We start from the raw sequence: 13,967 nt of genomic DNA on the forward strand, positions 1-13,967 counted from the left end.
TTGCCCCCGCCTCGAAGCCAAGGCTAACGTCGCGCACTTTCAAACGCTGGACCAGAATTAATGACACGTATCGCCGTCGGCGGCTTCCTCCACGAGACCAACACGTTCGCCCCGACGAAGGCGACTTTCGCGGACTTCCAGCATGGCGGCGGCTGGCCGGCCATGACGGAAGGCGCCGACGTATTGAAGGTGATGCGCCGCATCAATGTCGGTCTCGCCGGCTTCGTCGACTGCGCCGAAGCGAATGGCTGGAACCTCATTCCGACGATCGCCTGCGGCGCAAGTCCGTCGGCGCATGTCACCAGGGACGCCTTCGAGCGTATCGTGAAGGTGATGGTCGACGGTATCGCCGCCGCCGGCCCGCTCGATGCGGTCTATCTCGATCTGCATGGCGCGATGGTGACCGAGCATCTCGACGACGGCGAAGGCGAGATTTTGGCGCGCGTGCGCCGCGTCATCGGCAAGGACGTTCCGCTGGTTGCCAGCCTCGACCTGCACGCCAACGTCACGCCCGAGATGATGGAACACGCGGACGCGCTGATCGCCTACCGCACCTATCCGCATGTCGACATGGCCGAGACCGGCCGCGCCTCCGCAAGGCACCTCGCCCTGCTGCTGCAGACCAGCCAGCGCTTTGCAAAGTCGTTTCGCCAATTGCCGTTCCTGATCGCGATCAGCTGGCAATGCACCAATGACTTTCCCACCAAGGGCATCTACGAAAAACTTGCCGCGCTCGAGAGCGACGCCGTTCCGACGCTGTCCTTCGCGCCCGGCTTCCCCGCCGCAGACTTCCGCGACTGCGGCCCGAGCGTGTTCGCCTATGGCAAGACGCAGGCCGATGCCGACCGCGCGGCCGATGCGATCGTCAAACTGATCGAAAGCCACGAGGACGATTTCGACGGCAAGATCTGGTCGCCCGACGACGGCGTGCGCCATGCGATGGAACTCGCCAAGGGCGCGAGCAAGCCGATCATCATCGCCGATACCCAGGACAATCCCGGCGCCGGCGGCGATTCCGACACCACCGGCATGCTGCGCGCGCTGGTACGCAACAAAGCGAGCGCCGCGACCGGCGCGATCTACGACCCGGTCTCGGCCAAGGCCGCGCATGAAGCCGGCGTCGGCGCCACCGTGACGCTGTCGCTCGGCGGCAAGTCCGGCATTCCCGGCGACGAGCCCTATCGCGAAACCTTCATCGTCGAAAAGCTCTCCGATGGCCGCTTCATCGCGCCCGGCCCCTACTACGGTGGCCGCGAGATGGAGATGGGTCCCTCCGCGTGCCTGCGCATCGGTGACGTCCGCGTCGTCGTCTCCTCGCACAAGGCGCAGCTCGCCGATCAGGCGATGTACCGCTATGTCGGCATCGAGCCGACCGCGCAGAAGATTCTGGTCAACAAGAGCTCGGTGCACTTCCGCGCCGATTTCGAGCCGATCGCGGAAAAGCTGATGATCTGCGCCGCGCCCGGCGCGATGCCGGCCGACACAGCCACCCTGCCCTGGACGCGCCTGCGGCCGGGCATCCGCATCAAGCCGAACGGCCCCGTTTTCACGCCCCCATCACGCTAACCGGACAGGACACATGCCCACGATCGACCGCATCGACGGCTTTGCCGACGAACTCACTGCTATCAGGCGCGACCTCCACGCCCACCCCGAGATCGGCTTCGAGGAAGTGCGCACCTCCGGCATCGTCGCCGACAAGCTGAAGAGCTGGGGCATCGAGGTGCACCGCGGTCTCGGCGGCACCGGCGTGATCGGCGTGATCAAGGGCAAGGGTTCGGGCAGCAAGCGCATCGGCCTGCGCGCCGACATGGACGCACTGCCGATGGAAGAGAACACCAATCTGAAATGGAGTTCGAAAATCCCCGGCCGCTTCCACGGCTGCGGCCATGACGGCCACACCACCATGCTGCTCGGCACCGCGCGCTACCTCGCCGAGACCAAAAACTTCGACGGCACCGTGCACCTGATCTTCCAGCCGGCCGAGGAAGGCCTTGGTGGCGCTCGCGCGATGATCAAGGACGGCCTGTTCGAGAAGTTTCCCTGCGACGAGCTCTATGGCCTGCACAACGCGCCCGACCTCAACCTCGGTGAGATCGCGATCCTGCCCGGCCCCGCGATGGCCAGCGCCGACTTCTTCGACCTGCGCATCACCGGCTACGGCGCGCATGGCGCGATGCCCGAACGCTCCAAGGACGCGGTGATCATCGCGACCACGCTGGCGCAGGCGATCCAGACCATCGTCAGCCGCAACGTCGAGCCGCTGCAGGCCGCCGTCATCTCGATCACGCAGATTCACGCCGGTTCCGCCTACAACGTCATCCCCGGCGAGGCCCATCTCTGCGGCACCATCCGCACCTTCTCGGATGAAGTCCGCGCCCTGATCGCCGAACGCATCCGCACGATCTGCGCCGGCATCGCGAGCGCCTATCAGTGCGTGATCGAAGCCGACATCCGCGACACTTTCGGCGTGCTGGTCAACCAGGTCGAGCAGTCCAAGGTGGTCGAGGAGGTCGCGCGCACCGTCGTCAACCCCGCCAACGTGATCACCCGCGCCCAGCCGAAGATGGGCAGCGAGGATTTCGCCGACATGCTGCAAACCATCCCCGGCGCTTATTTCTGGATCGGCCACGACGGCTCGGTGCCCGTGCACAATCCCGGCTTCGTGCTCGACGACAAGATCCTGCCGATCGGCGCCAGCATGTTCGCCCGGATCATCGAAACGCGCATGCCGGTAGGTTAGCAATGCACAAAAAGAGCGTCGAAGAGGCCGTCACCTCGCTGCACGATCTCTCCGCGGTCGATCTGATCGCGGGCTATCGGGCCAAGCAGTTCTCGCCGAGCGAGGTGCTGGAGGACGTGCTTGCGCACGTCGCTGCGTGGGAACCGCACCTCAACGCGCTCTACGCGTTCGATCCCGACAGCGCGCGCGAGGCCGCGAAGGCCTCGACCGCGCGCTGGAGCGGGGGCGAGCCATCAGGCGCGCTCGACGGCGTGCCTGTGACGGTGAAGGACAACATCGCGACCAAGGGCGTGCCCGTCCCGCTCGGCGCTGCGAGCGTGAAGCTCGTGCCGGCCGAGAAGGACGCCCCGCCGGCTGCGCGACTGCGCGAGGCCGGTGCGATCATCTTCGCGAAAACCACCATGCCCGATTACGGCATGCTGTCCTCGGGACTCTCCAGCTTCCATGCGCTGGCGCGCAATCCCTGGGATCTCTCCAAGAATCCCGGCGGCTCCAGCGCGGGCGCAGGCGCCGCTGCTGCGGCCGGCTACGGCCCCTTGCATCTCGGCACCGATATCGGCGGCTCGGTCCGCCTGCCTGCGGGCTGGTGCGGTCTCGTCGGCCTGAAACCGAGTTTTGGCCGCGTGCCGATCGACCCGACCTATGTCGGCCGTGTCGCCGGTCCCATGACCCGCACGGTCGACGATTGCGCGCTGATGATGAGCGTGATTGCAAAGCCCGACCGGCGCGACGGCATGAGCCTGCCCGCCGAGCCTCTCAACTGGAAGGGACTGGAGAAATCCCCGCGCAAACTGCGCATCGGCCTGATGCTCGATGCCGGCGTCGGCCTGCCGGCAGAAAGGCCGGTCCGCGATGTCGCAGTGAAAGCCGCAAAGGCGTTCGAATCCGCAGGGAGCGTCGTCACCGAGGTCGACGGCATCTTGACCCGCGAGATGCTCGACGGCCTCGACAATTTCTGGCGCGCGCGGATGTGGGACGATCTGTCGAAACTGACGCCGGCCGAACAGACAAAGGTGCTGCCCTACATCTTCAAATGGGGCGCATCCGGCGCAAAGCTCTCGGGTGTGGATGTTATCCGCGGGTTCAACCAGACCATGGCGATCCGGGCGGCCGCTTCAAAACTATTCTGCGAGCTCGACTATGTGATCTCGCCGACCGCGCCGAACGTGAACTATGCGGCGGAATGGGCCTCGCCCACCAACGATCCGATGCGGCCGTTCGAGCACATCTGCTATACCGTACCATGGAATATGTCGGAGAACCCTGCGGTCTCCCTCAACGGCGGTTTCGACGCCAACGGCTTTCCCATCGGCGTGCAGATCGTCGGCCGCCGCTTCGATGATATCGGCGTGCTCGGCATGGCCAAGGCTTTCGAGAGCTTGCGCGGTGCACAGAAGCCCTGGCCGAGCCCGCCGCCAAAGTAGGCATTCCGTCATGGCCGGGCTTGTCCCGGCCATCCACGTTCTCGTACCGGCCGCCACATGCCCAGTCCGCGCAAGACGGATGGTGGCGACCATGCATGACGTCTCTTCGAGACAGAATTCACGGCAAGGAAGGAAACCACCATGGCGTATGAGACCATCAAATACGAGGTCGCCGAGCAGATCCTCACCATCACGCTGAACCGGCCCGACAAGCTCAACGCCTTCAACGCGCAGATGCAGGCCGAGTTGATCGACGCGTTCGACGCTGCCGACAAGGACGACGACGTCCGCGCCATCATCGTCACCGGCGCGGGCCGCGGCTTTTGCGCGGGCGCCGACCTTTCCTCGGGTGCGGATACCTTCGATCGCGATGCGCGGCGCGGCCCGGTCAAGCGCTTCGCCGACGGCAAGGTCGATTACAGCGATCCGCAGGTGCGCGACGGCGGCGGTCAGGTGACCTTGCGCATCTTCAAGTGCCTGAAGCCCGTCATCGCCGCCGTGAACGGCCCAGCCGTCGGCATCGGCGTCACCATGCAACTCGCGATGGACATCCGCATCGCCTCGGATGCCGCGCGCTTCGGCTTCGTGTTCTCCCAGCGTGGTATCGTGCCGGAGGCCGCCTCGAGTTGGTTCCTGCCGCGCATCGTCGGCATCTCGCAGGCGCTGGAATGGTGCTATTCCGGCCGCGTCTTCCCGGCCCAGGAAGCGCTCGCCGGCCGCCTCGTCAGCAAGGTCGTAGCTCCCGATGATCTCTTGCCGACCGCCCGCGCGCTGGCCAAGGAGTTCGCCGCCAAGACCGCGCCGGTGTCGGTCGCGCTGATCCGCCAGATGATGTGGCGCATGATGGGTGCCGACGATCCCATGGAAGCCCACAAGGTCGACAGCCGCGGCATCTATACGCGCGGCCGCTCGGACGACGTCAAGGAAGGCGTGGTGTCGTTCCTGGAGAAGCGTCCGGCGCAATTCAAGAACAAGGTGTCGAGCGATATGCCGGATTATTTTCCGTGGTGGACGGAGCGGGAGTATAAGTAGAGGGATCGTAGGGTGGGCAAAGCGGAGCGTGCCCACCACTCTGATTTCGGTGAGTGATAAATGGTGGGCACGGCGCAAGAGCGCCTTTGCCCACCCTACGGCACCGTCAATCCATCACCAGCGCCACACGCCCGATCGCCTTGCGGTCGATCAGCAATCGCATCGCTTTAGCATAATCCTGCAGCGGCAGGCGGTGCGAGATGTTCGGGCGCAGCTTGCCTTCTTCCGCCCATTGCAGCAGCGCCTTCAGGCGCACCTCGCCGAGCGCGGGATTCTTCCGTACCGCCTCACCTGCACGCACGCCGAGCACGCTGGCGCCCTTGATCAGCAGCAGGTTGGTCTTCGCCGAGCCGATGCCACCGGTAAAGCCGATCACCAGCAGCCGCGCGCCCCAGGCGATGCAGCGCATCGAGTTCTCGAACACCTCGCCGCCGACGGGATCGAACACGACGTCGGCGCCACGGCCGTCGGTGATGCGCTTGACGGCATCGCGAAACGGCTCCCGATCGTAGCGCACGAGATGGTCGGCGCCGCGCGATTTCGCAATCGCGAGCTTCTCGTCGCTGGAGGCGGTCGCGATCACGGTCGCGCCCAGCATCTTGCCGATCTCGACCGCGGCAAGCCCCACGCCGCCGCCGGCGCCATGCACCAGCAACACCTCGCCCGGCATGACACGGCCGCGATCGATCAGCGCGTGATAGGCGGTGCCGTGGCCGGCGAGATAGGTCGCGGCTTCCGCATAGTCGAACGTCGACGGCATCGGCGTTAGCTGCGTCGGCGTCACCACCGCTTCGTCGGTGAAGGCGCCATGGCGCATCTTCACGATGACCTTGTCGCCGACGGACACGCCGCTTGCCTCAGCGCCCACCTCGGTGACGTCGCCGGCGGCCTCCATGCCGGGCGTGAAAGGCAGCTCCGGCTTGAGCTGATATTCGCCGGCCGCCATCAGCACGTCCGGAAAGTTCAATCCGGCGGCGCGGATCGCAACGCGAACCTCACCCGGTTTGACGGCGCGCGACGGAAATTCCTCGAGCCGCAACGTCTCGGGCGCGCCGAGTTCGCGGCAGACGACAGCCCGGACCATCAGGCCGCACTCGCCTTGCTGCGTTCGAGCGCCTCGCGGATCAGCGGCAGGCGGTCGTTGCCGAAGTACATGTCGGTCTTGCCCACGAAGATCGTCGGTGAGCCGAAGCCACCGCGTGCCACGACCTCTTCCGTGTTGGCCTTGAGTTGGTCCTTGATTGCCTGCTCGGAGATGCCGGCAAAGAACTTCTGCTCGTCGACACCGACCTTCCTGCAGATCTCGGCGAGCACGGCGTCCTGCGAGATGTCCTTGTCGCCGCCCCAATAGGTCTCGAACACGGCAGTGGCGAACGGCACCATGTCTTTCCCCAGCCAGATGCAGCCGCGCATGACCTTCACGCTGTTCACCGGGAACACCGTCGGCGGCATCTTGATCGCGAGGCCGGCCGAGCGCGACCAGTCGGCGAGGTCTTTTTTCATGTAGCGCGCCTTCAGCGGCACCGGCGTCTCGCGCTGCGCGTAGACGCTCGGATTGACCGTGTTGAAGATGCCGCCGACCAGGATCGGCCGCCAGATGATCTCGGCCCCCAGCTCCTTTGCCAGCGGCTGGATGTTGTGGAAGGCGAGGTAGGTCCAGGGGCTGGAACAGTCGAAGAAGAATTCAATCATGGCGTTTCCTTTGCGTCTTGTTTGTCGTGCTCTATCCCCGTCATTGCGAGCGACTTGTCCGCCATAGCTCGAAGAGCGACGGCGGAAGCGAAGCAATCCAGAATCTTTCCGCGGAACCAGTCTGGATTGCTTCGTCGCTTCGCTCCTCGCAATGACGATGGGCGAGCAGCCTACTTCTTTCCCAGCACTTCCCTGGCACGCTGTCCGAACATGATCTTGCGTGATTCCTCGTCGAACGGCTCCTTCACGAACTTGCCGATCGCAAGCCCCGCCTGCACCTGCGGCCTTGCGCGCACCTCGGCGTACCAGCGTTTCACGTTCGGATAGTCATCGAGCGTAAAGCCCTGCGCCTTGTGGGTCATGGTCCAGGGGAAGCAGGCGATGTCCGCGATGGAATAGTCGCCGGCGACGTAGGCGCCGGTCTTGGCCAACTGCCGGTCGAGCACGCCATAGAGCCGCGCGGCCTCGTCACGGTAGCGCTCAATCGCATAAGGGATCTTTTCCGCCGCATAGAGCGCGAAATGGCCGTGCTGGCCGAGCATCGGCCCGAGGCCCGCCATCTGCCACATCACCCATTGGATGGTCGTCGAGCGGCCGCGCAGATCGCTGGCCAGGAAGCGGCCGGTCTTCTCGGCGAGGTAAATCAGGATCGCACCGGTCTCGAACGCCGAGAACGGCGCACCGCCGTCGGCGGGTGCGTGGTCGACCATCGCGGGAATGCGATTGTTGGGGGAGACCGCCAGAAATTCGGGGCTGAACTGCTCGCCGGCGCGGATATTGACGGGCTTCACGTTATAGGGGAGCCCGAGTTCCTCCAGCATGATCGAGATTTTCCAGCCGTTCGGCGTCGGCGCATAAAAGAGGTCGATCATCGCCCTTCCCTGTCGTCGCCAATGGAATAGAGAGCGACTTTTGTTGTTCTGTACCTTGACGTTAAGACATGGCAGGAAGGGGCGCAACACAACCTGCCGGGAGAGCCGCCATGCTGTTTCCAACCACGATCGCCGGCTCCTTGCCGAAGCCGGAATGGCTCGCCGAGCCGAACATGCTCTGGGCACCCTGGAAGTCGCAAGGCGCCGAGCTACTCCGCGCCAAGCGCGACGCGACGTTGCTTGCCGTCAAGGTCCAGGAGGATGCCGGCATCGACATCGTCACGGAGGGCGAGCAGGCCCGCCAGCATTTCGTGCACGGCTTCCTGGAGAAGATCGACGGCATCGATTTCGCCCACAAGGTCGAGATGGGCATCCGCAAGGACCGCTACAAGGCGATGGTGCCGCAGGTGGTCGCGCCGCTTCAGCTCAAGGGTCGTGTTCATGCCGACGAGGCGCGCGTGGCGCGCACGCACACGAAGAAGAAGCTGAAGTTCACCCTGCCCGGCCCGATGACCATCATCGACACGATTGCGGACCGCTACTACGGTGATCGCGTCAAGATGGCCTTTGCCTTCGCCGATCTCCTCAACGAGGAAGCCAAGGCATTGCAGGCCGACGGCGTCGATCTCGTGCAGTTCGACGAGCCCGCCTTCAACGTCTACATGGACGAGGTCAACGACTGGGGCATCAAGGCGCTGGAGCGTGCCGCGCAGGGGCTGACCTGCGCCACCGCCGTGCACATCTGCTACGGCTACGGCATCAAGGCCAACACCGACTGGAAGGAGACGCTCGGCGCGCAGTGGCGGCAATACGAGCAGATCTTTCCGGCGATCGACGCGAGCCCGATCCAGCAGGTCGCAATCGAGTGCCGCAATTCGAAGGTGCCGCTCGACCTGCTCGCGCTGCTCAAGACCAAGATCGTGCAGGCCGGCGTGATCGACGTCGCCAGCGACACGGTGGAGACGGCCGAGGACGTCGTGCAGGTGATCGACGCGGTGTCGAAGTTCGTTCCCAAGAGCAACATCATCGCCACCACCAATTGCGGCATGGCGCCGATGCGGCGGGAGATCGCCGAGGCCAAGCTGATGGCGCTCGGCGCCGGTGCCGCGCTGGCGCGCGAGAAGCTGGGGTGATGGTGCTCCGAACGGCACTCGTCGTCACGGCTCTTGCGGGGATCACATTCGCTGCGCGCGCGGAGGATCGCTCCGTGCTGCTGAATTGCAAGGCCATGGTCGAGCGTGCGTCAAAGGATACGGGTACGGCAACCGAGGCCGAGCTCACCCGCTGCCGCCAGATCATGCGCGAATGGGCGCTGCGCGATGCGCGGACGACGGTGGATGAGCAAGGGCGGCCGCTGAAATAACCCCACGCTCGCTACGCTCCCTCCCGCTTGCGGGGACGGTCAGGCGCGGTGCGCGCTGGGGTGCAGCGTGACCTCATAGCCGGCGCTCATCGCGCGCAGCGTCGACGGCGGGGTCAGCAACTGCGCATCGTCGAGCTTTCGCGCGCCTTCAACATAACCCGCCGTCGACCACAGCAGCGCCCCGCCCCGCATCAGCAGAAAGCTTTCCTCGCCCTGCTGCAGCATCGCGCCGTCTGGAAGCTGCTCGAGCGGCACCAGCAGCGCGTGAAGCCGCTTCTTGCCGTGATCGAGCCGCTCGTGGTGCAGCACCGTGTCGATATCGTGCATGCGAACGTCACGGACGCGGTTGCCCTTCTCCCACGCGGCCCGGAAGCGATTGGCGTCGTCACGGCGGCAGTAGAAGCAGGGGCGATGGCCGGCGGCGAGCGCGGTGGCCTCGTCGAGGAAGAACAGCTCGGTCCAGCTATGCGTCGTCATCACCTCGCGACGGCGGCCGCGGAATTCGCAAACACAGGTGAGCCAGGCCGGCGACGACCACCGCTTCTTGAGCAGCGTCCTGGTCGCGGGATCATGGATGATGCCGCGATTGCCGGTGAACAGGCCACGGTGCGGCGTGGCGATGATGTCGCCGGTCGGCGTGACACGGTTTTGCAGGGGCATGGCCACCTCCACCTGTCATTGCGAGCGAAGCGAGGCAATCCAGAAATGCGTCTGCGGAAATCGTCTGGCTTGCTTCGTCGCTTCCCTCACGCCGCGCCGTCGCGCAGCGGCGGGTGGTAGGACAGCGCGGTGTCCCAGGGGAAGAAGATCCAGGTGTCCTGCGAGACTTCCGTGATGAAGGTGTCGACCAGCGGGCGTCCCTTCGGCTTGGCGTAGACGGTGGCGAAATGCGCATCGGGCAGCATGTCGCGCACCAGCCTGCCGGTCTTGCCGGTGTCGACGAGGTCGTCGACGATCAGAAGCCCCTTGCCGGTGCCGCCGCCGAGCTTCATCGCCGCCTCGGACATGCCCTTGAGGACCTGGAGCTCGCCCTGCTTGTCGTGGTCGTAGCTGGCGATGCAGACCGTATCGATGATGCGGACACCGAGCTCGCGCGCCACGATCGCGGCCGGCACCAGCCCGCCGCGGGTGATCGCGATGACGGCGTGGAACGGGCCGACCTCGTTGAGCCGCCAGGTCAGCGCCCGGCAGTCGCGGTGGAACTGGTCCCACGAAACAGGAAAGGCCTTGCCGGCCCGCTCCTGCGCGCTCAGTTCCGGTGCTTCGCCAGCCATTGTTGTCTCCTGCCAATCTTCATCCGGCAGCCATTCTGCTACCGGGTGATGTTCAATCCCGCCAGCATTTCCTTCACCGCCGCCATCGCCGCTGCCAGCTTGTCCGCGTCGCGCGAGCGCACCACCAGATTGGTGTTCGGCTTCTGATCTTCGTCCATGAACGGATAGCTGCCGATGATGGTGTCGGGATGGGCGGCGGCGATCGCGCGCAGCGGGCTGCCGATGTCACCTTCGCGCGCATTGGCGCGGACCGATTCGGAGAGCATGCGCACGCCCGACTTCAGCTTGGGCGAGACGATGTCCATCATCGCCTGCATGATCGAGGGCACGCCGGCCATCACGATGACGTTGCCGATCTTGAAGCCGGGGGCGAGGATGGTCGCGCTCTGGATCAGCTCGGCGCCATCGGGGATGCGGGCCATGCGCAGGCGGGCCTCGTTGAGGTCCTGCTCGCTCCAGCGCTCGCGGAAGCGGGCGACGACCTCCGGATGGTGGTCGATGCCGACGCCGAACGCCTTGGCGACGCTGTCGGCGGTGATGTCGTCATGGGTTGGCCCGATGCCGCCGGTGGTGAAGACATAGGCGTAGCGATGCCGCAGTGCATCCAACGCCGCGATGATGTCGTCCTCGTCGTCGGAGACGACCCGGACTTCCTTCAGGTCGATGCCGATATTGGTCAGGTATTCGGCGATGAAGCCGATATTCTTGTCCTTGGTGCGGCCGGACAGGATTTCATCCCCGATGACCAGAATGCCCGCCGTGACGATGTCGCTCATACCTTAAGTCCCTCACCTGTCGGCCCGACTTTGCCGAGGTAACGCGTTGAAGTCACGCGGTTTTGCTGCCGAAATAAGCAGTCCTCAGCCATTTTTTGAGGCACCCTCCCGGCTGTCCCCGGCAAATGCCACAACTCCATGCTTATCGCGCTGGCCCGGCCCTTGCTACCTCCTCAGAGTCATGCACTCTTGCCGCATGGCCAGGACGTTGCGGTCTTCACCAAGGCCTGACGACCTGTCGAATGGCGCAACGCCTTGCGGAGACAAGTCGGGATCTATGGCAGTCGCGTTTGATGAAATGAACATTCCCGGCGGGGACCTTCGCCCCGCCTATCAGGAGCTGGCGCGCTGGCTCAAGGAGACGCCTCCCGAGGCGCTCGAATATCGCCGCCAGGAGGCCGAGCTCCTGTTCCGCCGCATCGGCATCACCTTTGCCGTCTATGGCGATTCCGAATCCACCGAGCGCCTGATCCCCTTCGACGTGATCCCGCGAATCATGTCCGGCAAGGAATGGGCACTGCTGGAGAAGGGCCTGAAGCAGCGCGTGCGCGCGCTCAACATGTTCCTGCGCGACATCTATCATGGCCGCGACATCCTGCGCGCCGAGATCGTGCCCGACGACCTGATCTTCCAGAACCCGGTGTTCCGCCCCGAGATGAACGGCCAGCAGGTGCCGCACGACGTCTACGTGCACATCGCCGGCATCGACATCGTCCGGATCGATGCCGAGGACTTCATCGTGCTGGAGGACAATGCCCGTACGCCGTCGGGTGTGTCATACATGCTGGAAAACCGCGAGATCATGATGCGGTTGTTTCCGGACTTGTTCGCCCGCCACAGGGTGGCGCCGGTCGAACGCTATCCGGACGAGCTGCTTTCCGCCCTGCGTTCGGTGGCGCCGCAAGGCGCCTCCGGTGAGCCGACCGTCGCCCTGCTCACGCCCGGCGTCTACAACTCGGCCTACTACGAGCACTCCTTCCTTGCCGACAAGCTCGGCATCGAACTGGTCGAAGGCCGCGATCTCATCGTCAAGAACAACGAAGTGTTCATGCGAACGACCGAGGGGGTGAAGCGGATCGACGTGATCTATCGCCGCGTCGACGACGATTTCATCGACCCCCTCACCTTCCGCCCCGACTCCGTGCTCGGCGTGCCCGGGCTGATGTCGGCTTATGCGGCCGGCAACATCACGCTCGCCAACGCAGTCGGCACCGGCATCGCCGACGACAAGGCGATCTACTCCTACATGCCGGACATCGTGAAATTCTATCTCGGCGAGGAGCCGATCCTGAAGAACGTGCCGACCTGGCGCTGCCGCGAGCCGAAGGACCTTGCCTATGTGCTCGACAATCTCGGCGAGCTCGTCGTCAAGGAAGTCCACGGCTCCGGCGGCTACGGCATGCTGATCGGCCCTGCCGCGACGAAAGCGACGATCGAGGCCTTCCGCGAAAAGCTCAAGCGCGAGCCGGAAGGTTTTATCGCGCAGCCGACGCTGGCGCTCTCGACCTGCCCGACCTGTACGGCAAGCGGCCTCGCGCCACGCCACGTCGACCTGCGGCCCTTCGTGCTCACCGGCAGCAAGAGCACCACAATCGTGCCCGGCGGGCTGACACGGGTCGCGCTCAAGGAAGGCTCCCTGGTGGTGAATTCGAGCCAGGGCGGCGGCACCAAAGACACCTGGATCCTGGACGAGTAGTCAGATGCTGTCGCGTACCGCCGAAAACCTCTACTGGCTCGCCCGCTATGTCGAACGGGCCGAATATCTCGCGCGCACCATCGATGCGACGCTGCGCGTCACCGCGCTTCCCGCCGCCTATATCGGCAAGACCAATGAATGGGACTCGGCGCTTCTCACCGCCGGCGTCGCCGCGAGCTTCTATCAGCAATATGAAGTCGCCAACGAGCACAACGTCGTCGACTACCTCTCGTTCTCGGCAAGCAATCCATCATCGATCCGGAACTGCATCGAGGCGGCGCGGCTGAACTCGCGCTCGGTGCGCACCGCGCTCACCAGCGAGATGTGGGACACCATCAACTCGGCCTGGATCGAACTCCAGGAGGTCTGGAGCAAGGGCACCTCTACGCGCGAGGATCTCGCCAAATTCCTGCGCTTCGTGCAGGAGACTTCGCTGCGCTTCGACGGCTCGGCCTACCGGACCATGCTGCGCAACGACGCCTACTGGTTCTCGCGGATGGGCGTTCATCTGGAGCGCGCCGACAACACCGCGCGCATTCTCGACGTGAAGTACCACGTGCTGCTGCCCGAGGAGGAGCATGTCGGCGGCCCGCTCGACTTCTATCAGTGGAGTTCGATCCTGCGCTCGGTCTCGGCGCTGACGGCCTATCACTGGGTCTATCGCGAGACGCTGAAGCCGTGGCTGATTGCGGACCTGCTCATCCTCAACGACACGCTGCCGCGCTCGCTGGCAAGCTGCTACGGCAATCTCGTGCGCAACCTCGACCAGATCGGCGTCGCCTATGGCCGCCAGGGCCCCGCCCAGCGCCACGCCCGCGGCATCCGCAACCGGCTGGAACACAGCAATATGAACGACATTTTCCAGCATGGCGTGCATGAATTCATTCAGGAATTCATCACGGACAATTCCAGGCTGGGCGAAATCATCACGAAGCAGTATTTGATCTGATGTCCCCCGGCTGACGAAAACGGGATATCGTCATGGCCGGGCTTGTCCCGGCCATCCACGTTCTTGCTTTTGCGCGGCGAGGAAGATCGTGGATGCCCGGGACAAGCCCGGGCATGACGAGCTTCTTCGCAATAGGCAGCGGGTCT

At 64.7% G+C, this 13,967-nt stretch carries 14 protein-coding genes; 8 read left to right on the forward strand and 6 right to left on the reverse strand.

Annotated elements, in window-relative coordinates; genetic code table 11:
- The first annotated feature begins 60 nt into the window (after positions 1–60).
- From AB7245_RS28380 to AB7245_RS28395, 4 genes are all read left to right on the forward strand, one after another.
- Complete coding sequence (locus tag AB7245_RS28380) at positions 61–1,566, forward strand: M81 family metallopeptidase (protein ID WP_354097493.1); 1,506 nt, start codon at positions 61–63, stop codon at positions 1,564–1,566.
- A gap of 13 nt (positions 1,567–1,579) precedes the next feature.
- A complete protein-coding gene (locus tag AB7245_RS28385) occupies positions 1,580–2,743 on the forward strand; it encodes a M20 aminoacylase family protein (RefSeq protein ID WP_028150018.1) in 1,164 nt (387 codons plus the stop codon).
- A 2-nt stretch (positions 2,744–2,745) separates the two neighbouring features.
- Entirely contained in the window at positions 2,746–4,167 is a 1,422-nt protein-coding gene (locus AB7245_RS28390) for an amidase (RefSeq protein WP_439035162.1), read from the forward strand.
- A 141-nt stretch (positions 4,168–4,308) separates the two neighbouring features.
- Entirely contained in the window at positions 4,309–5,199 is an 891-nt protein-coding gene (locus AB7245_RS28395; protein ID WP_063982459.1) for a crotonase/enoyl-CoA hydratase family protein, read from the forward strand.
- A 106-nt stretch (positions 5,200–5,305) separates the two neighbouring features.
- Here the strand turns inward: AB7245_RS28395 and AB7245_RS28400 are convergent, their stop codons facing one another.
- The 3 genes from AB7245_RS28400 to AB7245_RS28410 all read right to left on the reverse strand — a co-directional run bounded on the left by AB7245_RS28400 (position 5,306) and on the right by AB7245_RS28410 (position 7,763).
- Positions 5,306–6,283, reverse strand: coding sequence for an NADPH:quinone oxidoreductase family protein (locus AB7245_RS28400; protein ID WP_354097491.1), 978 nt, complete (start codon positions 6,281–6,283; stop codon positions 5,306–5,308).
- Positions 6,283–6,891, reverse strand: coding sequence for a 2-hydroxychromene-2-carboxylate isomerase (locus AB7245_RS28405; RefSeq protein WP_063982457.1), 609 nt, complete (start codon positions 6,889–6,891; stop codon positions 6,283–6,285). The genes AB7245_RS28400 and AB7245_RS28405 overlap by 1 nt, the downstream gene beginning before the upstream one ends.
- A gap of 170 nt (positions 6,892–7,061) precedes the next feature.
- Complete coding sequence (locus AB7245_RS28410; protein WP_354097490.1) at positions 7,062–7,763, reverse strand: glutathione S-transferase N-terminal domain-containing protein; 702 nt, start codon at positions 7,761–7,763, stop codon at positions 7,062–7,064.
- Positions 7,764–7,873: 110 nt separating this feature from the next.
- Here AB7245_RS28410 and AB7245_RS28415 point away from each other — a divergent pair, with 110 nt between their 5' ends.
- The gene (locus AB7245_RS28415) at positions 7,874–8,896 is read left to right on the forward strand and encodes a methionine synthase (protein WP_354097489.1); all 1,023 of its coding nucleotides are present in this window, start codon (positions 7,874–7,876) and stop codon (positions 8,894–8,896) included.
- Positions 8,896–9,126, forward strand: a complete 231-nt coding sequence (locus AB7245_RS28420; protein WP_063982454.1) for a hypothetical protein — start codon at positions 8,896–8,898, stop codon at positions 9,124–9,126. The genes AB7245_RS28415 and AB7245_RS28420 overlap by 1 nt, the downstream gene beginning before the upstream one ends.
- Positions 9,127–9,165: 39 nt before the next feature.
- Here AB7245_RS28420 and AB7245_RS28425 read toward each other — a convergent pair whose 3' ends face one another.
- The 3 genes from AB7245_RS28425 to AB7245_RS28435 all read right to left on the reverse strand — a co-directional run bounded on the left by AB7245_RS28425 (position 9,166) and on the right by AB7245_RS28435 (position 11,176).
- Complete coding sequence (locus AB7245_RS28425; RefSeq protein ID WP_354097488.1) at positions 9,166–9,786, reverse strand: hypothetical protein; 621 nt, start codon at positions 9,784–9,786, stop codon at positions 9,166–9,168.
- Positions 9,787–9,872: 86 nt separating this feature from the next.
- On the reverse strand, positions 9,873–10,400 hold the full coding sequence (gpt, locus tag AB7245_RS28430) for a xanthine phosphoribosyltransferase (protein ID WP_028150009.1): 528 nt from the start codon (positions 10,398–10,400) through the stop codon (positions 9,873–9,875).
- 38 nt (positions 10,401–10,438) lie between these two features.
- A complete protein-coding gene (locus AB7245_RS28435) occupies positions 10,439–11,176 on the reverse strand; it encodes a competence/damage-inducible protein A (protein ID WP_166091725.1) in 738 nt (245 codons plus the stop codon).
- 277 nt (positions 11,177–11,453) lie between these two features.
- Between AB7245_RS28435 and AB7245_RS28440 the strand changes: the two genes are divergently transcribed.
- Together AB7245_RS28440 and AB7245_RS28445 are read left to right on the forward strand one after the other, a co-directional pair.
- Positions 11,454–12,872, forward strand: a complete 1,419-nt coding sequence (locus AB7245_RS28440; RefSeq protein WP_354097487.1) for a circularly permuted type 2 ATP-grasp protein — start codon at positions 11,454–11,456, stop codon at positions 12,870–12,872.
- A gap of 4 nt (positions 12,873–12,876) precedes the next feature.
- The gene (locus AB7245_RS28445) at positions 12,877–13,821 is read left to right on the forward strand and encodes an alpha-E domain-containing protein (protein ID WP_028150006.1); all 945 of its coding nucleotides are present in this window, start codon (positions 12,877–12,879) and stop codon (positions 13,819–13,821) included.
- Positions 13,822–13,967 lie beyond the last annotated feature (146 nt).

Origin of the sequence: Bradyrhizobium sp. 604_D8_N2_3 (genome assembly GCF_051810765.1) — a bacterium.
GTDB classification, from domain to species: domain Bacteria; phylum Pseudomonadota; class Alphaproteobacteria; order Rhizobiales; family Xanthobacteraceae; genus Bradyrhizobium; species Bradyrhizobium barranii.

Excerpts from the sequence above, each read along its gene's own strand:
- AB7245_RS28380 (WP_354097493.1), top strand. The coding sequence starts at position 61 with ATGACACGTATCGCCGTCGGCGGCTTCCTCCACGAGACCAACACGTTC.
- AB7245_RS28385 (WP_028150018.1), top strand. The coding sequence starts at position 1,580 with ATGCCCACGATCGACCGCATCGACGGCTTTGCCGACGAACTCACTGCT.
- AB7245_RS28390 (WP_439035162.1), top strand. The coding sequence starts at position 2,746 with ATGCACAAAAAGAGCGTCGAAGAGGCCGTCACCTCGCTGCACGATCTC.
- AB7245_RS28395 (WP_063982459.1), top strand. The coding sequence starts at position 4,309 with ATGGCGTATGAGACCATCAAATACGAGGTCGCCGAGCAGATCCTCACC.
- AB7245_RS28400 (WP_354097491.1), bottom strand. The coding sequence starts at position 6,283 with ATGGTCCGGGCTGTCGTCTGCCGCGAACTCGGCGCGCCCGAGACGTTG.
- AB7245_RS28405 (WP_063982457.1), bottom strand. The coding sequence starts at position 6,891 with ATGATTGAATTCTTCTTCGACTGTTCCAGCCCCTGGACCTACCTCGCC.
- AB7245_RS28410 (WP_354097490.1), bottom strand. The coding sequence starts at position 7,763 with ATGATCGACCTCTTTTATGCGCCGACGCCGAACGGCTGGAAAATCTCG.
- AB7245_RS28415 (WP_354097489.1), top strand. The coding sequence starts at position 7,874 with ATGCTGTTTCCAACCACGATCGCCGGCTCCTTGCCGAAGCCGGAATGG.
- AB7245_RS28420 (WP_063982454.1), top strand. The coding sequence starts at position 8,896 with ATGGTGCTCCGAACGGCACTCGTCGTCACGGCTCTTGCGGGGATCACA.
- AB7245_RS28425 (WP_354097488.1), bottom strand. The coding sequence starts at position 9,786 with ATGCCCCTGCAAAACCGTGTCACGCCGACCGGCGACATCATCGCCACG.
- gpt (WP_028150009.1), bottom strand. The coding sequence starts at position 10,400 with ATGGCTGGCGAAGCACCGGAACTGAGCGCGCAGGAGCGGGCCGGCAAG.
- AB7245_RS28435 (WP_166091725.1), bottom strand. The coding sequence starts at position 11,176 with ATGAGCGACATCGTCACGGCGGGCATTCTGGTCATCGGGGATGAAATC.
- AB7245_RS28440 (WP_354097487.1), top strand. The coding sequence starts at position 11,454 with ATGGCAGTCGCGTTTGATGAAATGAACATTCCCGGCGGGGACCTTCGC.
- AB7245_RS28445 (WP_028150006.1), top strand. The coding sequence starts at position 12,877 with ATGCTGTCGCGTACCGCCGAAAACCTCTACTGGCTCGCCCGCTATGTC.